The 21,564-nt window shown below is 43.0% G+C and carries 19 protein-coding genes; 12 read left to right on the forward strand and 7 right to left on the reverse strand.

Annotated features, from left to right (window positions below; translation table 11 throughout):
• Positions 1-89 precede the first annotated feature (89 nt).
• The 5 genes from ACSLUR_RS16715 (at position 90) to glpG (ending at position 4,862) form a co-directional block, all read left to right on the forward strand.
• Entirely contained in the window at positions 90-941 is an 852-nt protein-coding gene (locus ACSLUR_RS16715) for an alpha/beta hydrolase (protein ID WP_448556424.1), read from the forward strand.
• A gap of 288 nt (positions 942-1,229) precedes the next feature.
• A complete protein-coding gene (gene kbl / locus ACSLUR_RS16720; RefSeq protein ID WP_448556426.1) occupies positions 1,230-2,432 on the forward strand; it encodes a glycine C-acetyltransferase in 1,203 nt (400 codons plus the stop codon).
• A gap of 12 nt (positions 2,433-2,444) precedes the next feature.
• Complete coding sequence (gene tdh / locus ACSLUR_RS16725; RefSeq protein ID WP_115998638.1) at positions 2,445-3,473, forward strand: L-threonine 3-dehydrogenase, zinc-binding type; 1,029 nt, start codon at positions 2,445-2,447, stop codon at positions 3,471-3,473.
• A gap of 205 nt (positions 3,474-3,678) precedes the next feature.
• Positions 3,679-4,008: a thiosulfate sulfurtransferase GlpE gene (gene glpE, locus ACSLUR_RS16730; RefSeq protein WP_448556429.1), complete on the forward strand. Its 330-nt coding sequence runs from the start codon at positions 3,679-3,681 to the stop codon at positions 4,006-4,008.
• Complete coding sequence (gene glpG, locus ACSLUR_RS16735; protein ID WP_448556431.1) at positions 4,008-4,862, forward strand: rhomboid family intramembrane serine protease GlpG; 855 nt, start codon at positions 4,008-4,010, stop codon at positions 4,860-4,862. Before glpE ends, glpG begins: the two co-directional genes overlap by 1 nt.
• A 126-nt stretch (positions 4,863-4,988) precedes the next feature.
• Here glpG and ACSLUR_RS16740 read toward each other — a convergent pair whose 3' ends face one another.
• Positions 4,989-5,369 (reverse strand): flagellar basal body-associated protein FliL, encoded by a 381-nt coding sequence (locus ACSLUR_RS16740; protein ID WP_115998641.1) that lies wholly within the window; start codon positions 5,367-5,369, stop codon positions 4,989-4,991.
• A gap of 179 nt (positions 5,370-5,548) precedes the next feature.
• Here ACSLUR_RS16740 and ACSLUR_RS16745 point away from each other — a divergent pair, with 179 nt between their 5' ends.
• The gene (locus ACSLUR_RS16745; RefSeq protein ID WP_115998642.1) at positions 5,549-6,127 is read left to right on the forward strand and encodes a chorismate--pyruvate lyase family protein; all 579 of its coding nucleotides are present in this window, start codon (positions 5,549-5,551) and stop codon (positions 6,125-6,127) included.
• A 2-nt stretch (positions 6,128-6,129) separates the two neighbouring features.
• Positions 6,130-6,990, forward strand: coding sequence for a 4-hydroxybenzoate octaprenyltransferase (gene ubiA, locus ACSLUR_RS16750; protein WP_448556433.1), 861 nt, complete (start codon positions 6,130-6,132; stop codon positions 6,988-6,990).
• A 72-nt stretch (positions 6,991-7,062) separates the two neighbouring features.
• Here ubiA and plsB read toward each other — a convergent pair whose 3' ends face one another.
• From plsB to ACSLUR_RS16780, 6 genes are all read right to left on the reverse strand, one after another.
• The gene (gene plsB, locus ACSLUR_RS16755) at positions 7,063-9,504 is read right to left on the reverse strand and encodes a glycerol-3-phosphate 1-O-acyltransferase PlsB (protein ID WP_448556435.1); all 2,442 of its coding nucleotides are present in this window, start codon (positions 9,502-9,504) and stop codon (positions 7,063-7,065) included.
• An 86-nt stretch (positions 9,505-9,590) separates the two neighbouring features.
• Complete coding sequence (locus ACSLUR_RS16760; protein ID WP_448556437.1) at positions 9,591-10,649, reverse strand: XrtA/PEP-CTERM system-associated ATPase; 1,059 nt, start codon at positions 10,647-10,649, stop codon at positions 9,591-9,593.
• 2 nt (positions 10,650-10,651) lie between these two features.
• A complete protein-coding gene (locus tag ACSLUR_RS16765; protein WP_448556439.1) occupies positions 10,652-12,238 on the reverse strand; it encodes a TIGR03016 family PEP-CTERM system-associated outer membrane protein in 1,587 nt (528 codons plus the stop codon).
• A complete protein-coding gene (locus ACSLUR_RS16770) occupies positions 12,201-13,058 on the reverse strand; it encodes an XrtA-associated tyrosine autokinase (RefSeq protein WP_448556441.1) in 858 nt (285 codons plus the stop codon). Before ACSLUR_RS16770 ends, ACSLUR_RS16765 begins: the two co-directional genes overlap by 38 nt.
• Positions 13,058-14,659, reverse strand: a complete 1,602-nt coding sequence (locus ACSLUR_RS16775) for an XrtA system polysaccharide chain length determinant (RefSeq protein WP_448556443.1) — start codon at positions 14,657-14,659, stop codon at positions 13,058-13,060. Before ACSLUR_RS16775 ends, ACSLUR_RS16770 begins: the two co-directional genes overlap by 1 nt.
• 36 nt (positions 14,660-14,695) lie before the next feature.
• Complete coding sequence (locus ACSLUR_RS16780; protein WP_448556445.1) at positions 14,696-15,334, reverse strand: XrtA/PEP-CTERM system exopolysaccharide export protein; 639 nt, start codon at positions 15,332-15,334, stop codon at positions 14,696-14,698.
• Positions 15,335-15,608: 274 nt separating this feature from the next.
• On the opposite strand from ACSLUR_RS16780, the gene ACSLUR_RS16785 reads away from it, so the two are divergent.
• From ACSLUR_RS16785 to xrtA, 5 genes are read left to right on the forward strand one after another with little or no spacing between them, the layout of a single operon-like run.
• A complete protein-coding gene (locus ACSLUR_RS16785; protein WP_448556447.1) occupies positions 15,609-16,940 on the forward strand; it encodes a TIGR03013 family XrtA/PEP-CTERM system glycosyltransferase in 1,332 nt (443 codons plus the stop codon).
• Positions 16,941-16,946: 6 nt separating this feature from the next.
• Entirely contained in the window at positions 16,947-17,783 is an 837-nt protein-coding gene (locus tag ACSLUR_RS16790; protein ID WP_448556449.1) for an XrtA system polysaccharide deacetylase, read from the forward strand.
• A gap of 19 nt (positions 17,784-17,802) precedes the next feature.
• Positions 17,803-18,870: a FemAB family XrtA/PEP-CTERM system-associated protein gene (locus ACSLUR_RS16795; protein WP_448556451.1), complete on the forward strand. Its 1,068-nt coding sequence runs from the start codon at positions 17,803-17,805 to the stop codon at positions 18,868-18,870.
• Positions 18,871-18,875: 5 nt separating this feature from the next.
• Positions 18,876-20,120, forward strand: a complete 1,245-nt coding sequence (locus ACSLUR_RS16800) for a TIGR03087 family PEP-CTERM/XrtA system glycosyltransferase (RefSeq protein ID WP_448556453.1) — start codon at positions 18,876-18,878, stop codon at positions 20,118-20,120.
• Entirely contained in the window at positions 20,117-21,562 is a 1,446-nt protein-coding gene (gene xrtA, locus ACSLUR_RS16805) for an exosortase A (RefSeq protein ID WP_448556455.1), read from the forward strand. The genes ACSLUR_RS16800 and xrtA overlap by 4 nt, the downstream gene beginning before the upstream one ends.
• Positions 21,563-21,564 lie beyond the last annotated feature (2 nt).

The raw sequence follows: 21,564 nt of genomic DNA on the forward strand, positions 1-21,564 counted from the left end.
AAAGTAATTGTTGATGGTTTTCCTCTGACATTGGCTTTGCTATCTTATTGAATTACATCAACTACTGCGCGATTAGTGTTCCACTCACCATGAAACTATCTACTATTTTCCCCGCTTTGTGCTCTATTTTATTATCGTTCGCTTCTAATGTAAGTGCATTGCAAACTCACTCAAGCACTAACTCAAGCACTAGGGCAGCAGGTATTAACGTAGAAGGCACTAATACAGCAGGTGATAATGCGAGTGACGCGCTGAATTTGATGGCTGAAGTGAGTATCACCACTAAAGATAAATTTACCTTAAACGCTGATTATTATGAGGGCTCGCCGCGCAGCGATGGCTTTTTGTTATTGCACGGGTGCCAGTCTGATCGCCAATCGTTAACCCCAATTGCTAAGCTATTGGCTGAGCAAGGTCATCACGTATTATCAATGGATTTGCGCGGCTATGGTAAAAGCACTTCAGAGCAATATTCACATGCCAACATTAAGCGTGATACCAAAGACATCATTAATTACCAACAACGTATGGCGCAACTGATGGCGTACTGGGAAGAAGACGTACTCGCTGGCTATGAACATCTCGCGACTAAGCTAGATAAAGAAAACAATATCTCAATTTTATCGGTTGGCTGCGCCGCTCGCTATGCTGTTTCAACAGCCGAGCAGTTATACGTTGCGAATATGGCGCTACTCAGCCCGGATATGGACTATGCCACCAAAGAACGTTACAAAAATTTAAGAGATATCGCGAGTTTCTTTATTAGCTCAGTGCATCATGTACAAAGCTACCAAACGGCCAAAGAGCTGTTTGAATGGAATGGTCACGATCGCTCAACAATGTTGCTCTACAAGGGTAATTATGCGGGCAATCAGTTGCTGCGCCGCAATAAGTCATTGGCAATTGATATTGCCCACTGGCTAAGTGAAAGAGCGAAGTAGCTCAAGCTAAGTATTTCAATCTGAGGCATGGCGCAGCACGCCATTGCCTGCCTTTTGATTTTTCCCTGCCAATAAAAGTTGTCACCTTGGCTTGGTTTAGCCTCAGTTTATTTCACTGATCGGACTATACCTGCGCCAGTAAATCCGTAGAATACGCCGACATTAAAACGCGGCTTGAAAAATCAAGCTGCTAGGCTAATGCTTAGCTATTACTGGCCAAATTGATACACCCATTAGATTCGGTTGGAAACGCACGGTATTTTACGACAAAAATAATTAGAGGCACTTATGTCATCGAACTTTTATGCGCATCTGCAAGAGCAAATAGATCAAGTTAAAGCCGACGGCTTGTATAAAGCTGAACGCATTATTACAACAGCACAACAAGCTGAAATTGCGGTTACGAGTGGCGAAGAAGTTATTAATTTCTGTGCTAATAATTATTTAGGCTTGGCAAATCACCTGGCGTTAATTGACGCGGCAAAATTGGGCTTAGATGATCATGGTTTTGGTATGGCGTCTGTGCGTTTTATCTGTGGCACACAAGATATTCACAAAACGCTTGAGCAAAAGTTAAGTGACTTCTTAGGCATGGAAGATACCATTTTGTATTCTTCTTGTTTCGATGCTAATGCTGGTCTATTTGAAACCCTATTGGGGCCTGAAGACGCGATTATTTCTGATGCGTTAAATCATGCCTCAATTATCGACGGCGTACGTTTGTGTAAAGCAAAGCGTTTTCGTTATGCCAATAACGATATGGCAGAGCTAGAAGCAAAATTGCAAGAAGCCGATGAAGCTGGCGCTCGTTTCAAACTGATTGCGACCGATGGTGTGTTCTCAATGGATGGTGTCATTGCCAACCTGAAGGCCGTTTGTGATTTAGCTGATAAATACAACGCCTTAGTGATGGTAGATGATTCACATGCCGTTGGTTTTGTTGGTGACAAAGGTCGAGGCAGCCATGAGTTTTGCGATGTAATGGGCCGTGTCGATATTATTACTGGCACCTTAGGCAAAGCGATGGGCGGTGCTTCCGGTGGTTACACTTCGGGTCGAAAAGAAATTGTTGAATGGCTACGCCAGCGCTCGCGCCCTTATTTATTTTCAAACTCATTAGCACCAGCCATTGTTTCTGCGTCAATTCGCGTGCTGGATTTATTGGCAGACGGCGATGATTTACGTAAAACCTTGCGTGAAAACCAAAGCTACTTCCGTACGCAAATGGAAGCTGCCGGCTTTACCTGTGCAGGCGCTGATCACGCGATTGTGCCTGTGATGATTGGGGATGCAGCATTAGCCAGTAAAATGGCAGATAAGTTGTTGGCCGAAGGTATTTACGTGATTGGCTTCTCGTTCCCAGTCGTTCCGAAAGGGCAAGCGCGAATTCGCACGCAAATATCAGCAGCACACACTCGTGCACAATTAGATAAGGCGATTGCAGCCTTTACGCGCATTGGGCAAGAGCTAGGTGTGATCTCTGCGAGCTAGTGAGGAAAACAGATGAAATCTTTAGCTAAGTTACATGCCAAAGAAGGCATTTGGATGACCGACTCGCCAATGCCTGAGTTAGGTCACAATGATTTATTAATTAAGATTAAGAAAACAGCCATTTGCGGCACCGACATTCATATTTACAACTGGGATGAGTGGTCACAAAAAACTATTCCGGTTCCTATGGTTGTAGGGCATGAATACGCCGGAGAAGTTGTCGGCATAGGTCAAGAAGTTAAAGGCTTTGCTATTGGCGACAGAGTGTCTGGGGAAGGTCATATTACTTGTGGTCACTGCCGCAATTGTCGTGGCGGTCGTACGCACTTGTGTCGCAATACCGTCGGCGTTGGTGTTGATCGCACTGGTTGCTTCGCAGAGTACCTAGTGATCCCCGCTTACAATGCATTTAAATTGCCGGATGAAATATCTGATGAACTAGCTGCTATTTTTGATCCGTTTGGTAATGCAGTGCATACAGCATTGTCTTTCGATCTCGTCGGAGAAGATGTGCTGATCACAGGAGCAGGGCCAATTGGCATTATGGCCGCTGCAGTGGCAAAACATGTTGGCGCGCGTCATGTGGTGATCACGGATATTAATGAGTACCGTCTTGATTTAGCAAGACAAATGGGCGCTACTCGTGCGGTTGATGTGTCAAAGCAAAAGCTGAGCGATGTCATGGCTGAGTTAGGTATGACAGAAGGCTTTGACGTTGGCTTGGAGATGTCTGGTGTACCTGTGGCATTTCATGACATGCTCGAAAATATGAATAATGGCGGTAAAATTGCCATGCTCGGTATTCCTGGTCAAGATATGGCAATCGACTGGAGCAAGGTGATTTTTAAAGGGTTAACAATCAAAGGTATTTATGGCCGTGAGATGTTCGAAACCTGGTACAAAATGGCTAGCCTAATACAGTCTGGCTTAGATCTAACGCCTATCATTACACATCAATATTCAGTAGATGACTTCCAGCAAGGTTTTGATGTGATGCGCTCTGGCCATTCAGGAAAAGTTATTTTGGATTGGCAATCATAGCACTGCTGTAGCAAAGCTAACGGATGAATCGGCACGTAATAGTACGTGCCTTTTTTGTTTATGCACTGTTATTTTAGCTCAGATATTTATGCTCAGAGACTTATGCTCAGAGATATAGGCAAAATGGTATAAGGTTATTTATTGAGAATATTCGTATAATAGCGACCAGACGATACTCTATTTTATGAGTTAAGAGGTTTTAAATATGCAGCAAGCAAGTAACTTTACGCATTTATCGGCCAACCAATTGGCGGAGCAGCTTGGCGAAGATCACTATGTGGTACTTGATATTCGAGATGCGAACACGTTTAACCAAGGGCGTATTCCTGGTGCAATTCATTTAACCAATGAAAACCTAGCCGACTTTATGCGCGAGGCTGACTTTGATAAACCCACAGTCGTTTGTTGTTACCACGGGATTTCTAGCCAACCAGCAGCGGATTTTTTACATAACCAAGACTTTACCGATGTCTATTCGCTTGATGGCGGTTTTGTTCAGTGGCAGCAACTTTACCCAGAACACATTGAAAAATAATGGATAGTTTGCCGTTGCAACCGCTTGTTAAAGTAGATCAACAAGCTATTGGCCAATTGTTTGTCGATTATCTCAGAAGCCTAGAAATACCCGCTAAGCTTGTTGAACAAGATCATGCCCATTGGATATGCGTTGCCGCTAATCAAGTTGAGCAAGCGAAGCAACTATTCAATGAGTTTGCCCTGCAGCCGTATCACCCTAGATATCAGCAAGCTGCTCAGCAGCATAATGGGGCTCAGACATCGATGCCTAGCCATGCGTTTTCAGGTGTAAAGCAGCAATTCTTTGCGCAAGCTGGCCCGTTCACTTTGATTGTATTTGGTGCCTGCTGGCTAGTGTATATACTGGCGAATTTAGGCTTAGGGCGAGACCTTTTTTCCAGTTTATCGTTTTACAGTCAGCTTGATGCTCAAAGATTAGTGACTGAGCCATGGCGGCTTATTGGCCCAGCATTTCTGCACTTCTCGTTACTGCATATTGCTTTTAATACGCTGTGGTGGTGGCAATTAGGCGGCGCGATTGAGCGTATTTTTGGTCGTTGGCAAATTGTGAACTTATTTCTGTTATCGGCGATTGCCTCGAATGTCGGCCAGTTTATTGTTTCTGGCCCGAATTTTGGTGGCCTATCAGGTGTTGTTTATGCGGTGGTTGGTTTCGCTTGGTTTGCTGGCTGGTTAATGCCAGAGCGCGGTATTGGCTTATCAAAGTCGATAGTTGGCTTTTTACTGATCTGGCTGCTGTTAGGTTTTGTTGATGTGTTACCGATTAATATGGCAAACACAGCACACTTAGTCGGTTTAGTTGTTGGTTGCGCGATGGCTTGGTTGATTGCTAAACAGCAAAAAGCAAGCTAGCTAGTTTTAGGTGCTGGGATACTTAGTTCGATTTGAACAGCCCAATTCGGTAGATATAAAAGGTAGCTAGGGTTTAGCTACCTTTTTTTGAATTTATTATGCGCAGAGCCTTTGGTTTGCAAGCTGCTAGTTATCGAGCCACTGGGTAAACATTAATCTTTTAACCAAAGGCTGGCCAGTTTCCTGCGTAAGTAGCTCTTTTACCTTAGCTTCACATTCCCGTTGGATTTGTTGCCTGCCATTAATTGACTTTATTTTTTCTTCCGGTTGCTGACCAATAATGTTGATAATGGCGTCGCGCAGCAGTGGGGCATGGTGCTCAACGGCTTCTAGGTTTCCACTTCCTTCAATCATTAACTCTACTGTTAATCGGACATAGCCGAGCTTTTTCTTGACCGCAACATAGTTAGTTACGATATCTGGCTGGAAGCCATAATAAACGTAATCGGATGCTTTAACTGCTAACGAGGAAGAAGCGAGTAACAACAGCAGGAAGAGTTTTTTCATGTAATTAAAACTTAATCGCAAGGCGTTCTTAATATATGTAAATCATTGTAACTTGATGGCAAAAAAAGGGTAGTTCTTGAAGTAAATTTATTCACTTTGTTTGGCAAATTCCCGCCAAAACTGGTGTAAATCGTTATTGCCCTGTTATTATTGCGCCATTGCCAATGATTTCTTTTGTTATGTTCGACTATACACGTCTATTCCCCGTGACCTTAAATGCCAACTGGCTGACCGAGCCACAATTGCCACTATCGCCAGAGCTTAAATCTTGGTTGTATGATGGTGGTTCTTTGACGGCAAGGTTAAAGGCACACTGTCATCAATTTGAAGTGATTGTATTGGGTCAATCAGAGCAACTTTGCAGCGCCGAAGAAGCTTGCAGCCATATCAAAGAAGGTGAACCGGTTATCGTGCGCGAAGTGTTATTGTTATGCGATGGTAAACCACAAGTGTTCGCCCGTAGCTTGATGCCACTTTCCACATTAACAGGCGACGAAGCTTGCCTAGCTGGGCTAGGCAATATGCCCTTAGGGCAGGCTATCTTTAATAGTCCGCATTTACAGCGCGGTGAGTTTTCTGTCGCTAAATTTTCATCACAGAGTAGTGTCGCCCAGCTAGCTGAACAACTTGAGTTGACGCCACAGCACGAGCTTTGGGGCCGTCGTTCTATCTTCTTTTTACACGATAAACCGCTAGCAGTAGCGGAAGTATTCCTTCCTCAAGCGTTGGCGTATCAAGCAATGGAGGCAAGTGCATAGCGATGACGACGTTAAGTTGGCAGGCGATTAAGCAGATCACTCGCATCGACAAACCCATAGGTACTTATTTATTGTTGTGGCCGACCTATTGGGCGTTGTGGGTGGCGTCAGACGGTTTACCAGATGGTATCTTGCTGCTGATTTTCACTATGGGCGTGGTGATTATGCGCAGCGCTGGCTGTGTCATTAATGATTTTGCCGATCGTAAAGTAGATGGCAAAGTAAAGCGTACCGAGCAGCGTCCCTTGGTATCGGGTTTAATGACACCTGAGCAGGCGATTATGCTGTTTGGCTTTCTAATTGGTGCGGCAATGGCTCTTGCCATTAACCTCAGTTGGCTAACTATTCAATATGCTGTGGTGGCGCTGGTTTTGGCAACCAGTTACCCGTTTATGAAGCGCTATACTCATTTACCGCAAGTGGTGCTTGGCGCAGCATTTAGTTGGGGCATGATAATGGCGTTTGCCGAAATTCAGGGGCATGTACCGATCGTAGCCTGGCTTTTGTTTGCGGCAAACCTATTGTGGACGGTTGCTTACGATACCATGTACGCCATGGTGGATAGGGACGATGACTTAAAAATAGGGGTCAAATCAACTGCTATTTTATTTGGTCGTTACGATATTCGAATTATTGGCTTTTTGCAGTTAATGGTCTTGGCTATTTTGCTAACCGTTGGTGAGATGATGGCGTTTGGCTGGCCATATCAGTTGTCACTAGTGGCGGTTGCTGGGCTATTTTGTTTTCAACAAATTTTGATCAAAGACCGACTGCGTGAGCCTTGTTTTAAAGCGTTTCTAAATAACCACTATGTTGGTTTAGCGGTTTTTGTTGGCTTGGTGATTGAGTACTGGGGTTATTGATCAAAGGTTAGCTACCAAACGAGATCAAAAAAGACGCTTAGGCGCCTTTTTGTTTATTTAAGAGACTAAGCACTATCTTGCAATACTCTGCAGTACTTCAATATCGACCAAGTTATTGATCAACTCTTTAAGCTGTCTTAGCTCGGCGGTATCGCTCAAATAGCTGTTATCGCTATTGGTTGCATATCCTTGCTCTTTCAGTACGCTAATAAGTGCGGATTGTGCTTTTTTGTCGATAAATTCCGGCGCGTTAATATTGTTTAACTTCGACAGTCGTTTCGCAATCGTGATGACTTGTTCTTCCAGCGCACTTTTACTGACTGGCGCTAATTGTGTCAGTAGGTTGGCGATAATCGCGAGGCGCTGTAAGGTTTCATCAATACACTCGCCCATCACTCTCAACTTAGTTTTTACTGTCGTGTCGTCAATCACTGACCAAAAACCAGCTTTGGTTTGTTTGATCATGTTTTGCTCGGCAAGTGCTTTCAAGACCTGCTCAGTTTGAGTATGAACCTCATCTTGGCTTTGCCATAAAAACAGTTCAGCTTTAATCAAAGCAAATAGCTGACTGACCTGTTCGAGCATTTCTTGGTGACTGGTTTTCGCGTTGCGCTCTAAGATTCGACAGACGAGTGACGGAACAACATAGGCGTGCAAGATGTTGTTGCGGTAGTAACGCATCTCTAATGCAGCAGTACTATTCAAAGATAAAATAGTCCCTAAGTTATCTCGCTCAATAGTAACTTTAGCTAGCGATTTAATATGACTAATCAATGTTTCTGCATCATCTTCTGGCAGTGTCATTGACTCGCTATAGGGGGCTAGCTTCTGCATATCAATAAAGAATTTAAGTTGTTGTGCAAGCTCGCTCTCAGCCATAGCTTTGTTTTCAGTCGCCAGCAGTATAAGTGCTGTTAGTGATACTGAATTGAGCGCGACACTCTTGTTAACAGAAACCATTACATCGTTGGCAAGCGTATTCACGGTTGGGGTTAGCCAACTGGGCTTTTGCGGGTCGATTGGGTCGATCGCATCTCGCCAGTCATCGACATGCTTATTTAGGAACTGATTAATGTTAATCGGCTCGCCAAAATTCACATAACCTTTACCGTAGTTACGAAGACTCTTGATGGCTTTAATGACACCACCAATGGATTCCTTTTGCTTTTTACTGCCGCTGAGTTCTTTGTGGTATGAGCCAACTTCCATGACATGTTCATAACCTATGTAAACAGGCACTAAGGTCAGTGGTCGGTCAATGCCGCGTAACAAACTTTGAATGGTCATCGCTAGCATGCCAGTTTTAGGCTGAAGTAAACGACCAGTGCGGCTGCGGCCACCTTCGGTATAGTATTTTACTGCGTAACCTCGCTCGAATAACAAGCCCAGATACTCACGGAAAATCGTTGAGTACATACGGTTACCACGAAAACTGCGGCGGATGAAAAACGCGCCTGCTTTTCTGAAAATCGGGCCAGCTGGCCAAAAGTTCAAGTTAATACCAGCAGCGATACGGGGCGTGACTAGTCCTTCATGGAAAATTACATAAGTCAGTAATAAGTAATCCATGTGGCTGCGATGACATGGTACGTAGATAATTTCATGTCCGTCTTGAGCGACTTCTCTCAGCTTACTGGCATTGTTTACTTCGATGCCTTGATATAGACGATTCCAAAGCCAAGTTAAAATGCGATCGCCAAAGCGAATCATTGAGTCACGGTAATCGCCAGCGATCTCATCCATCATTTTAAGCGCGTTTTGTTTGGCTTTTTGTTCAGAGATTTTTTTACTGGCTGCCTCGTCAGCAATCACACGTTTTACCGCAGGGTTTGCAAGCAAAGCAGTAAACATTTGATCGCGATGCATTAGGCGTGGGCCAGTTGCTGCAATAGTTTGGCGATGAAAATGGAAACGAGCAACGCGTAATAGCTTGTGAGCAGTTGATTTGTCCGTACCATGATCGTCAGCCATTGCACGGAGTGACAATGCTTCGCTAAAGCGCACTAGTGTATGACGGCCTAGAAAAAGGACGATAAAAAACTTGCGCAGTGGAGTTGGAGACTCTTGATCTGCGAGCAGAGTGCCGACATTGGCATTGTTTTTCTCTAATGTTGGACGACGCCCCCAAACAAGGTTTGCTGGTATTAGTTGTGCGTTAAGGTCGCTGTCTTCGGCATGAAGTTTTAGTAGCCTGATACCTTGGATAAGTGCTTTTGTTTTGCGATGCTTTTTGCCAAATAGCAGGGCGGTTGGCTTTTCCAAGCATAAGGTGCGATCGAAAGTTTGCCCTTTGATGGTAACTTGGCTTAATGGATCAGGTAAACCCATGCGCTTACATGCTTTTTGCAGCGCGAGTAAATCACTGGCCGATTGGTGTCGAACAATATAGAAAATCGGCTGTTTGTCATTCTTTTTGGTAAGTTCAGGTAGGCTGTCTGGTACGATTTTACAGCGAACCAATAACCTGACAGGCAGTGACAGTAAAAAGTAAAAAAGTGAACGTAATGCTAACATGTGATATCGCTCAGATTTATCAGACCGCTGATTTTAGCATTAATGCTAGGCGTTGTCGCACCTGTAAATGTTGCAACTAGTGTCGTTTAGTCTGATTTAGTTTCGTCAATATTGGTGGTAACAGAGGCTTCAGCAAGTTGACGATTCTTTTGCTTGAGTAACTTATCAACGTAACGGGCCATTTTTACTTTTTGCTTTATCGATGTTTCTAAAATATCTTCTATTTCGCGCAGTACATCTTTAATGTTTTCGACATTTTCTGAGGAATTGACAATAAGTTGCTCTTTGCTCGTTTGTGGCGCCGCTTCACTTTGTTCAAGACTTAACGAGCCAGTTAATTCAGCGCCCATTTCTTCTGCGACGGCGTTAATCGCGTCGACGTCTATGCTTGGTAATTCTTCTAAAAAACCAAATAGTAGTATACGGTCAACAAAGATATTGATTTTCCGTGGCACACCCAAGGTTTTTTCGTGAATTAGGGCGTAAGTTTGTTCAGAGAATAGCTCCTCTTTGTCGCAGCCTGCTAATTGAAGCCGATGTTTAATATAGTTTTCAACTTCTTCCACGGTGAGCGGACGTAAGTGAGCAGATGCAATAATTCGCTGGCGAAACTGCTCCATATTGGGCGCTTGGATAATACCTTTAAGCTCTTCTTGGCCCAGTAAGAAGCTTTGAATAAGAGGCTGGTTATCCAGCTGAAAGTTTGAAAGCATCCGCAATTCTTCAACCGTTTCTGCGGGTAGATTTTGCGCTTCATCAACTAACAGCAATGCGCGTTTGCCTTGCTCATGTAAGGTAACTAAAAATTGCTCAATTGCTTTGAGCATCTCAGCTTTGCTATCCCCTTGATAGTTAATACGAAACTCGGCAATCACAAGCTCTAACAACTCTTCAGGGTTAAGCTTGGTGGTCACTAACTGGGCTGCAACGATGTTGGCTTCCGGCAAATTGCTCATTAAGTTTCGCGCAATGGTGGTTTTCCCGGTGCCAATCGGCCCAGTGATCACAATGAAGCCTTCTTTTTGATCTAAGCCATATTGTAAATAAGATAATGCTCGTTGGTGATGTTTCGAGGCGAAGAAAAAACGAGGATCTGGACTGAGCTGAAACGGACGCTCAGTGAAGCCGTAATAACTTTCGTACATAATTAAAAATCTTTTGTTATCGAGAGCGTTGCGCGGTTTTCGTCGTAGTCTCGAGTATTGGTATTAGATGTTCGCGCAAGATGTCTGAGATCAAAGTTTACAGAAACAGATTTACCAAGAGTTCGTGAATAGCCAATCGTATAAGTGCGGTAATAGTCGCGTCGCTCGGTATCAATGTCGACATTTCGAGTAAAAAAGTCATTTCGAGAAAATTGATAAGCTGCTGTTAGCTGACTTCTTGCGTTTAACTGCCTACTTGTGCTTAAGCCAAAGGATACGTCGTCTTGGGTATTGCCAGTATTAAGATCTTCCCGTTCATTGCTGGAAATCGTGAGGGAAAAAGTTGTTCGCGATAATGAGAGTGTTGAATTCCATGCAAGACGTTTGTTCAAAGAAAATTGATTATCCTCAACGGGTCTAATATCGAAAATAGGTAGTTCAAAAAATAGTTCTGGCTGCGTTTCGTTGTCTAAGTTTGATAAGCAGCTATCGATATCAATTGGTTGATTGAGTGGGCAGAACAAAACAGATTCAGTGAAAACCTCAAAGTTATCCCTTTGAAACGCTTGAATTTGTTCGTTGTAGCTAATGGTGTTGGTAAGTCTTTTGTTTCTGTGATTAACGTTTAACCCATATGAATCACCAAAAAATCGTTGGTTATAACTAGCAGATATTTGGGTGCGAGTAGTTGGCTGCCAGTTAAACTCAAATGCGACGTAATCATCGCTTAATTCTTCGTCTTCCGCTGCATTATATGACAAGTCTATTATCATTAGGTTGACGGGCTGCCAACGAAAACCAGCACCATATGACTCACCCTGATTCAAGCTGTTGTTTGACACACTGCCAGAAAAATTCTCGTCAAAATAGCGTATAAACGGATTGAGTTTCCATGATGTAATGACACCAAATCTTGCTTGAACTTGATAGCTTCTGGCAGACTCTCCCCTATTTTTTCGATCTGAGTAGCTGCTCGAGATATCCCAAAATACATGTTTTTGGCCAATACCATTTTGGAAGCTAAAACTGTTGGTGTAGCCATAGCTTTCACCTACGTTGTCACCTGATCGGCTATCATTATATTGGCCACCTATAGATAACAAAAAGTCGCTGTTTTGAACTTGATAATTAAGGCCCGCTCCGTAATTAGTTGTTCGTACGGTGTCACCGGATATTAGGTCTGACGCAAAATTGCCACCTGTGCTACGTGGTACGTTAGCAATATTAGCCTGTAAATTAACTGTTGGTCCTTTACGCCAGGGGGTAATGTTTATTTGAGAGCTTAATGATTCATAGCCTTCATTTGCGTCACTGTCATGACTATAAAACTGATGAGTATAATTGCCATTTATGTTGGCATTGATGATAGCCGATGAAATAGAGTGGTTAAGGCCTAAAATAGCTCTGGTAACAAGGCTGTTTTGCTCATCAAAAGAGCTGAGTTCGACATTGTCAGAAAACACCTCTTCAATACTGATGGTAGGCGTAAAGCTTGAATCAGCTGCTTGAACAGAAAAGTGTAGCAACTGGCATAGCATTGCTATTGATATTTTACCTTTTACGTCCATAGCCATATCCGTAATAGCCATACACATCCTTGCTGGTTTTAATGGTTTTATTGAGTACAAAGCCAACGGCAAGATCTTCATCAAGCTGCATAGTCGCTCGCTTAATATCTTCGATTTTAGTTTTTGACTCTTCTGCAACAACCACCGCTTGCCCTACTAGGCTGGCAAGTACGGGTGTCTCAGTGACACCGAGCAATGGCGGACTATCGAAGATCACAACCCGGTCAGGATAGCGCTGAGATAATTCGTTGGCTAGTTTAGCCATACGCTCACTGGCTAGCAGTTCGTTAGTTAAATGATGCGCAGTGCCTGCCGGCATAATTTTTAAGTTAGGTAAATTAGTTGGATAGATTATGCGAGCGACATCATCGGTATCGCCACAAAGGTAATCTAGTAGGCCAGTGTCATTCTCGAACTCTAATTCGCGGTGTAAACTCGGCCTTAATACATCAGCATCAATGAGTAGAACGGTTTTATCTTGTTCGAGTGCAACACTTAACGCTAGGTTAATGGAAACAAAGGTTTTCCCTTCGTTAGGGTTCGCGCTGCTAACCATGATTAAGTTGCTTTGACGTAATGTTTTGGCGGCAGGGCCAAATGCATTATTGAGCAGTTTACGCTTGATATGCCTAAATTCTTCTTGCTGGTGATGTGAATCTCCACCACTGTGCAGGAAACCACGTTCTGTTAGTTTGTCATTGTCGACAAAAATGCTGTGCTTTTCTTGCGGTACATTTTCTACAGGGGGAGGAGTCGCGATTTCTTCGCTCTGAGATTGACTCGACTGCTCTACAATCTGTGCTGATTTTCGCTTAGCAAGCGCTTTTTCAATAGTACTCATTAACCTAGTACCCCTTTTAATGGTGCTTGAACGATATCAGGAAACGCAAAATAGCTAATAAAGCCAACAAGCAAAACAAGCAGCACTAAATTAGACATCATAAATAGCACAGTTTTTCTACGGTGCCATTGATGCAGCCCTAAAGTCTCATTCGCAGAAACAGTACCAAATACTGGGATACCTGTAACTCTCGATAATTGTTGAGTGGAAGTAATGACTGGGCTAATTTGACTCATTAATAACGACATTCCAAGTCCAGCACCAACCCCGAGGATTGTCACTCCGATAAAGTAAACTAATCTTGGCGGACCAGAAGGCTGTAAAGCCGCTCTCGGCGGGTCAATAACTCGGAATTGAATTTTATCAGTTGTCTCGTCTGCCTGTTGTGCCAGTTGAGCGGTTTCTTTACGTGCTAATAACTCTTCGTATTTATTTTTTGTGATGTTATAGCCGCGGTTTAGTGCGGTAAGCTCTGCTTCTATCTCCGGCAGAGAGTGTATTTTGTTTCCTATTTCAGTTACGCGCCTTTTAAAATTTTCTACGCGCACTGTCAGTGAAGCGACCTCATTTTCATATTGGTTAGCTTGTATTTTTAGCTCTTGATAAACTGGGTTTTTATCAACGCTTGTAACAGCTTTGTTAGTCTCTTCTTCAGAAGTTTTAATAGATGAGTAATAAGCTTCTATTTCTTCAGTTCGAAGGCGGTTGAGTTCATCTAATCGACGCTGTAATTCTTGAACTTCTGGATGCTTTTCAGTAAAGCGAAGTAATTTCTCATCCATACTGCGTTCAAGCTGTTCGATACGAGAATCATAAGTGGTAGCGACGCTATTATTGCTTTTAACCCGACTCGTGAATAAACCGAATACTGGCTCCTCACCGGCAAGTTGTGCTTTAGCGGAAGCTAATCGAGTTTTGGCTTCTTCTAATTGAAGTTGGGCTTGCTCTAATTGCTTTTGCTCGGAGTTAAGCGTCGCGTAAAAACCGCCACTATTGTTTAGCAATACATCGCCGTACTTCTGTTTAAAGCTTGTTAAACGTGTTTCAGCCGCAACTAAACGATTTTCATAATCTCTAATTTGAGTATTTAAGAACTTTTGTGCTTCGTCTGAATCACTGCGCGTCTCACCCAAAGTATTTTCAATAAAGACGGTAAGTGCTGCCTGAACTATATTTTTCGCAACTTCTGCATTTTTGTCTTCGATAGACAATGTATAGATATTTTCGCGGCCCGCGCTGGATATCCTTAGGTCTTTTTTTAAATCTTCAATGATTTTATCGTACTCTTCGGTTGTATTGGCCTGCACGTCCAAGTCTGTCATACGAGAAATACGTTCTAGATTTGGCCGGCTGAGTAAGGTTCTAACCATTAAGCGGATTTGGGTATCTGGATTAGTTTCTACGGTCAATCCGCGAAGTAGAGGGCGAAGTAACGACTGTGTATCGACATAAACACGCGCAGAAGACTGATATACATTTGGCATTTGGGCGATAAAATACCAGCCGATAGGACATATCGCCCAAGTTGCGATAATGATATATCGTCGCTTAATCCAAATACCTTTCAGATAGTCGACTATCTGTTCAAGTAATTCTTGCATTCCTGACCTCTTACTAACAGGCTCTTGTCTTATTGATTAAAACCATGTTTCTGGCACGATAATGATGTCTCCAGGCAGCATATCAACATTGGCAGTGATATCACCACTTTTGATAAGGTCATCGATTGCTAGAGGATACTGCTTCTGTACACCGTTTTCGATTCTTACCAATACTGCATCATTACCATCGGCAAATTCTGTTAAACCACCAACAGTGATCATGACATCGAGCAGTGTCATGTTCTTTTTGTAATTTATTGCAAGTGGCTGTGCGGCTTCACCGATAACGCGAATTTGTTCGCTAAATGGGCCAACAAAGCCACCAACGGTGACGGTAACGATTGGATCTCTTAGGTAAGTGCTCAGCACTTCTTCTATATCTCGAGCTAATTCAGTAGGCGTTCTGCCTGATACCGGAATATCCTCAACGAGTGATGTAGTAATCATACCGTCAGGTCGAACAATGAAACTGCCCGAGACTTCAGGATTGCCGTAAACAAAAATATTGACTGAGTCACCAGCACCAATAAGATAGCGATAAGAGTCAATATCGGTTGTTTTTGAAGGGTGCAGTGTTGCTTGAGGTAGTTGGTCTACAGAGCTACAAGCCACAAGCAAGTTTACGAAAAACAGTGCCGCAATGGTTTTTATAGTGTGGATAATACGTTTTTCCATGGTTAGTACCTTAATACCCGACATTCTAGTGATATTGCAAAATGATTGTATTGCATTTTTTTATTGTGTGCACACTTTTTAACAAATGGGTTACGCTATTTAAAGTGTGTAAATGCATAGTTAACTCTGCTAGAGTTATCAACGCGCCAAAATAAGTGTTTTTCTGTTTTTTAAGCGTACTCAAAGGAATAGTATAACTAATATGCCAGTCATTGCATTTCGAGACTTATCCATAAGTAGCAAGTCGTTTGTTCTGCTGGAGCTACTTGTTTTTATGTCTAGCTTATTGGTGGCGATATCTGTCGATCAATGGCTTACCATCGCAGAATTTGCTTTACCGCCGAACAATGTATTGTTCATATACGCCTTGGTTTTTGCACTAACCTCTCAGTTAACTTGCTTAGCACTTGGCTTATATAACTCTAAGCTGAGAGAGAACTTTAGAGGCTTATTTCGTCGCATACTGCTAGCTATCGCAATTGCATTTTCAATCGTCACCCTGATCAACCCTCTATACGGTGACTTTGCTTTACCCATTGAATTACTGGCACTGTCCTCATTAATCGGTCTATTGTTGGTACTTGCGTTGCGCTATGGCGCTCATCGCTTAGATTTCTTTGGTTTCAACAAAAGAAAGGTGTTAGTTATTGGTGCTGGTCAAAGGGCTTCTATTATTGAAAAGCGTATGCGCCGTGATGTTGATAGGCAGTCGTTTAAAGTACATGCCTATGTGCAAATGGAAGGTGATAGCCCAGATGGTATTGAGCGAGAAACTAAGATTCGCCTCGATAGTTCGCTAGTTAGCTATGCGCTTGACAACGAAATTGATGAGATTGTTGTCGCCAGTGATGAAAGGCGCAACAACCTGCCAGTTGATGAACTCTTTGCATGCAAAATTCGTGGTATCGAAGTTACTGAAATTCTGGATTTTATCGAGCGAGAAACAGGGCAAATCGCGGTTAATTTAATCTACCCGAGCTGGGTGATTTATTCTAACGGCTTTACCTCGACGAATTATTTACGCAACACTTTGGACTGGCTCTTTAACGCTGCAATCGCCTTTGTACTGTTATTGATTACATGGCCAGTGATGTTGATTACGGCCATCATTATTAAACTAGATGATGGATTTTCCGCACCGATATTTTATCGTCAAGAACGTGTAGGTGTAGATGGTCATCCATTCTATATCATCAAGTTTAGAAGCATGCGCGTCGACGCGGAAAAAGATGGCGCGCAATGGGCGTCAAAAAATGACGATAGAACAACGCGCATCGGTAATTTTATTCGCAAATATCGCATTGATGAACTACCGCAAATTTATAATGTTATGCGTGGTGATATGGGCTTTGTTGGGCCGCGACCAGAGCGTCCAGAGTTTGTACAAAGCCTGGTTAAATCAATTCCATATTACAATGAGCGACACAATGTTAAGCCTGGCTTGGCTGGCTGGGCACAATTAAAATATCCATACGGTGCAACTGAAGCTGATGCATTGGAAAAACTTAAATACGACCTGTATTACATCAAGCATCGCAGTTTCTTTTTAGATTTGTTGATTCTGATCCGCACGGTCGAAATTGTTGTCTTTGGCAAGGGTAGGTAAGGTCAGATGACTAAACGTACTCACCAAGCCATGACAGTTGATGTGGAAGACTACTTTCACGTGTCTGCGTTTGAGCAAAATATCTCTCGGCAAGACTGGCAGAAGTTACCACTTAGAGTGGAACAAAACACCTATCGTTTGCTAGAACTGTTTGATCAATACAACGCAAGAGCGACTTTTTTTACCTTAGGTTGGGTTGCTGAGCAGTGTCCACAATTGATTAAAGATATTGTTGCGCAAGGTCATGAACTTGCCAGTCATGGTTATGACCATCAGCGCGCTATTATGATGACGCGTGAGCAATTCAAGCAAGATGTCGCAAAAAGCAAAGACTTATTAGAACAAGCGAGCGGTGAACAAATCTTGGGATACCGCGCTCCTAGCTTTTCAATTGGTGAGCAAAATGTCTGGGCGTATGATGTTTTAGCTGAGCTTGGTTTTGAATACAGCTCGAGCACTTACCCTATTGAGCATGACCTTTATGGCGTTCCTCATTGGCCGAGATTTAAATTCAGACGTGATGAGGGCATAGTCGAGATTCCGGTACCTACAATACGTAAAAATGGCAGTAATATCGGTATTGGTGGTGGCGGCTATTTTAGGCTTTACCCATACTCCTTTTCTAAACGCAGAATTGACAAGTATTTATCACAAGAATCAGCGCCTTATAGCTTTTATTTTCATCCATGGGAGATCGATCCTGAGCAACCTCGTATAGAAGGGGCTTCGTGGCGCTCGAAAGTTCGTCATTACATCAACTTGTCAAGAATGGAAGGCAAGATAGTTAAACTGCTCAATGATTATCAATGGTCAACAATGCGGGCCGTTTATTTAGAGGGGTAATCGCATGGGGATCATGGATGTGAATAATAACGCGGTACAAACAGAATCATTAGCGGCAGAACACTTCATTGTGACTGAGCTAACGTCCGAGCATGAATTGTGGAATAGCTATGTACATAGCCATACTCAAGGGTCATTTTTCCATTTAAGCAATTGGCAGAAAGTCATTTCATCAGTGTTTGGTCATCGCTGCTATTACTTGATAGCTTGGCATGGTGAAAAAATTGCTGGTGTGCTCCCCTTAGTCCAGGTGAAAAGTCAGCTTTTTGGTCATGCATTGGTGTCTACACCTTTTTGTGTCTATGGTGGCGTGTTAGCAGACAGCTATGAAGTGCAGCAAGCACTGGAGCAAAAAGCGTGCAAGTTAGCTGAACAATTGGCAGTAGATTATTTAGAACTGCGTTATCGCCACGCTCAACAAAACAACTTTCTTCTTAAACAAGTGCATAGCACTTTTGGCTGTGAAATAGCAGCTTCAGATGAAGCTATTTTGGCGGGGGTCAAAAAGAAGCAAAGAGCGGTTATTCGTCACTCACTTAACAACGAACTAGCTATTGAACATGGCGAAGATGTCGATAACTTCTATCACTTATTATCGACGAGTTACCGCAACTTGGGCACCCCCATATTTACGAAAAAATATTTCGCTGCCTTGCTAGAGCATTTCGGCCAAGATATTGATATTTCGATAGTTCGAGATAGCAGCGGCCAAGCATCCAGTGCGGTGATGAACTTTTACTATCAACAGCAAGTGTTACCATATTACGGTGGTGGGAATGACGCTGCTAGAGCCCTTAAAAGTGCAGACTTTATGTACTATCAAGTGTTATGTCATGCGCGAGCAAAGGGCTGCAATTATTTTGATTTTGGTCGCAGTAAAAACGACAGTGGACCTTATAAGTACAAGAAAAACTGGGGAATGACTCCTGAGCCTTTGCATTATTACTATTACTTAGTAAAAGCCAAAGAGCTGCCTAACTTGAGCCCCAATAATCCTAAATACCAGTTATTCATTCGTCTGTGGCAAAAACTGCCACTAGCTGTTAGCCAGTGGCTTGGCCCATTATTGTCTAAATATTTGGGATAGCGTTTATGAACAAGCCGCCGCTACTATTTTTGTGCCACCGCATTCCATTCCCACCAAATAAAGGGGATAAAATTCGCTCGTTTAATATTTTACAAATGTTGAACAAGCATTATGACGTTTACCTCGGCTGCTTTATTGATGACCCTTACGATGAGCAGTACGTTGATGAACTTAATAAGCACTGTCATCAGCTGTTTTACCGCACTCAGAACAAACTCGTCGCTAAGCTTAAAGGCATGACGGCTTTTCTTACTGGTAAACCAATAACCTTGCCATACTACTATGACCGAGAAATGGCGAGGTGGTGTCAAGAGGTCGCTGATAGACATGCTATCGAAAAAGTATTTGTCTATTCATCGTCAATGGCACAATACTGCGAAACACCGCAATTTAATCAATGCCAACGGGTGATAGACTTTGTCGATGTCGACTCTGATAAATGGCGCCAGTATGCAGAAAATAAGTCAGGGCTATCAAAATTCATATTCCAGCGCGAGTTTAAAACACTGGCGCGATACGAAGACAAAGTTTGCCAGCAATTTGATGCCTCGCTCTTTGTTTCGCCTGATGAAGCAAAGTTATTTAGAGCACGCCAGCAAGTCACTGCACAGGCAAAGGTACAAGGCATATTAAATGGTGTCGATATTGGATTTTTTAATCCAAATGCTTCACTTGCGACGGAAAATAAAGTGCCTGATGGCTCTTTTATCAGTTTTACGGGCGCTATGGATTACTGGGCAAATGTTGATGCCGTGCTTTGGTTTGCAGAAAACGTGTGGCCGATTGTTAAAAAAAATATCCCGTCGCTGAGTTTTGTGATTGCTGGCGGTAATCCAACCAATCAGATTAAATCATTAGCAACACAGCCAGATGTTATTGTCACTGGTCGGGTTGAGGATATACGTCCTTACATGGCTCAGGCTGCGTGCATTGTCGCACCGCTGCGCATTGCTCGTGGTATTCAAAACAAGGTGCTTGAAGCCATGTCATTGGATAAACCGGTAGTGTGTACTTCAATGGCAATGGAGGGGATCAATGCTCCGCATCATCAATATTGTCAGGTGCATGATGAACCGGAAGCCTTTGCGATCGCGGTAATCGAGTTGGTTAACGCAGCACAAGTTTCAGCAACTACCGAGCTTGTCACTGAAAATCGAGCATGGATAAAAGAACATTTTACTTGGCAGGCAACCCTAGCGCCGCTTGCTAAGCTTTATCAAATAGAATCTTTAGAGGTTACAAGCCAATGATGGCGATCAACAGTCGACTGTTTATCTTGATGTTTGCTGTCCTGATGGCAGCTTGGATGCTGGTATTTTGGGATGGTATTACTGGCATGGAAGCAATTTGGCGTCGTTCTGACACATTTGCGCATGGTTATTTTATTTTACCGATAGTGATCTGGTTGTTGCATCGCGATCGTGCTTATTTACAATCCGCTAAAGTCCAGTCAACTTGGTTACCTTTGCCACTTTTAGCTGCCAGTAGTTTTGTTTGGCTCTTTGCATATGCAGCTGACATCAATGTGTTGAGTCAGCTTGCTGCCGTGACCGCGCTCATATTTCTAGTTTGGATGTTAATAGGTAATCAGCTGGCATGGCGATACAAGTTTCCACTGGCTTATTTACTCTTTGCTGTGCCTATGGGGGAAAACTTAATTCCTAGCCTACAAGATATTACGGCGTGGATAACAGTTTTCTTGCTTAAGGTACACGGCATACCCGTATTTCGAGATGGCTGGTATATCCAGATTCCAACGGGCATGTTCGAAGTGGCTGTGGCTTGTTCTGGTATTCGTTACCTCATTGCTTCTATGGCGGTTGGCACCTTATACGCTCACTTAACTTATCGTTCTTTCAAAAAACAGCTACTGTTTATTGTTTTCGCTTTCTTACTGCCAATTTTAGCCAATGGCGTGCGTGCATACTTGATTGTAATTATCGCCCACTACTCAGACATGAAGTATGCAACTGGTGCTGATCATTTAGTTTATGGTTGGATATTCTTTGGTTTTGTCATCATGCTGATGTTTTGGGTGGGTGGAAAGTTTGCCGATCCTGAGCCCAAGACGGAGCTTTATAGCGATGGTGAATCGACGAAATCTAAAGGGCAGTTTAACAAACTTTGGGCAAGTGCCTCTGCGTGTTTGCTGATGATGGCAACCTGGTTGGTTGAACATAATATTGATGTACTTGAGTTACCCGAGAGTGCAGATACAGTTGTTCAAATGCCTGACTCGAATTGGGGGGTTAGTTTTACGCAACCGATGCAGTCTAATTTTCAGCGTGAAAGCAATGGTATAGAGTTGTTTTTTGCTCGCTACGGAATTAAACAAAGTGAAGGCGAGTTAGTGAGTTTTTCAAATAAGCTCTATGACCCTGATCGCTGGACGGTGATCGATCGAATCACAAAAAATGAAAATGGAAAAGTATACCGATATCTGCTGTTAAGAGATGTTCAAGGTCGAGAAAGGGCGCTGTTATATTGGTATCAAATAGGTGATAGGAAAGTGGTAAGCCCAGCATTTGCCAAGTTGTATCAAGCATTGGCATTGCTTACCGGTCAAGCAAATTTTGCTAGCTTTGTCGCAGCATCTACTCAGGCTACGGAGCAGCAAGATATTGTGGCTAGTTTGCTTAAAAGTGCTGATTCCATGATGAATCAAATTACACTCAATCAAGTGGGTAATTAATT

The organism is Thalassotalea montiporae, from assembly GCF_053485855.1.

Excerpts from the sequence above, each read along its gene's own strand:
- ACSLUR_RS16715 (WP_448556424.1), top strand. The coding sequence starts at position 90 with ATGAAACTATCTACTATTTTCCCCGCTTTGTGCTCTATTTTATTATCG.
- kbl (WP_448556426.1), top strand. The coding sequence starts at position 1,230 with ATGTCATCGAACTTTTATGCGCATCTGCAAGAGCAAATAGATCAAGTT.
- tdh (WP_115998638.1), top strand. The coding sequence starts at position 2,445 with ATGAAATCTTTAGCTAAGTTACATGCCAAAGAAGGCATTTGGATGACC.
- glpE (WP_448556429.1), top strand. The coding sequence starts at position 3,679 with ATGCAGCAAGCAAGTAACTTTACGCATTTATCGGCCAACCAATTGGCG.
- glpG (WP_448556431.1), top strand. The coding sequence starts at position 4,008 with ATGGATAGTTTGCCGTTGCAACCGCTTGTTAAAGTAGATCAACAAGCT.
- ACSLUR_RS16740 (WP_115998641.1), bottom strand. The coding sequence starts at position 5,369 with ATGAAAAAACTCTTCCTGCTGTTGTTACTCGCTTCTTCCTCGTTAGCA.
- ACSLUR_RS16745 (WP_115998642.1), top strand. The coding sequence starts at position 5,549 with ATGTTCGACTATACACGTCTATTCCCCGTGACCTTAAATGCCAACTGG.
- ubiA (WP_448556433.1), top strand. The coding sequence starts at position 6,130 with ATGACGACGTTAAGTTGGCAGGCGATTAAGCAGATCACTCGCATCGAC.
- plsB (WP_448556435.1), bottom strand. The coding sequence starts at position 9,504 with ATGTTAGCATTACGTTCACTTTTTTACTTTTTACTGTCACTGCCTGTC.
- ACSLUR_RS16760 (WP_448556437.1), bottom strand. The coding sequence starts at position 10,649 with ATGTACGAAAGTTATTACGGCTTCACTGAGCGTCCGTTTCAGCTCAGT.
- ACSLUR_RS16765 (WP_448556439.1), bottom strand. The coding sequence starts at position 12,238 with ATGGCTATTACGGATATGGCTATGGACGTAAAAGGTAAAATATCAATA.
- ACSLUR_RS16770 (WP_448556441.1), bottom strand. The coding sequence starts at position 13,058 with ATGAGTACTATTGAAAAAGCGCTTGCTAAGCGAAAATCAGCACAGATT.
- ACSLUR_RS16775 (WP_448556443.1), bottom strand. The coding sequence starts at position 14,659 with ATGCAAGAATTACTTGAACAGATAGTCGACTATCTGAAAGGTATTTGG.
- ACSLUR_RS16780 (WP_448556445.1), bottom strand. The coding sequence starts at position 15,334 with ATGGAAAAACGTATTATCCACACTATAAAAACCATTGCGGCACTGTTT.
- ACSLUR_RS16785 (WP_448556447.1), top strand. The coding sequence starts at position 15,609 with ATGTCTAGCTTATTGGTGGCGATATCTGTCGATCAATGGCTTACCATC.
- ACSLUR_RS16790 (WP_448556449.1), top strand. The coding sequence starts at position 16,947 with ATGACTAAACGTACTCACCAAGCCATGACAGTTGATGTGGAAGACTAC.
- ACSLUR_RS16800 (WP_448556453.1), top strand. The coding sequence starts at position 18,876 with ATGAACAAGCCGCCGCTACTATTTTTGTGCCACCGCATTCCATTCCCA.
- xrtA (WP_448556455.1), top strand. The coding sequence starts at position 20,117 with ATGATGGCGATCAACAGTCGACTGTTTATCTTGATGTTTGCTGTCCTG.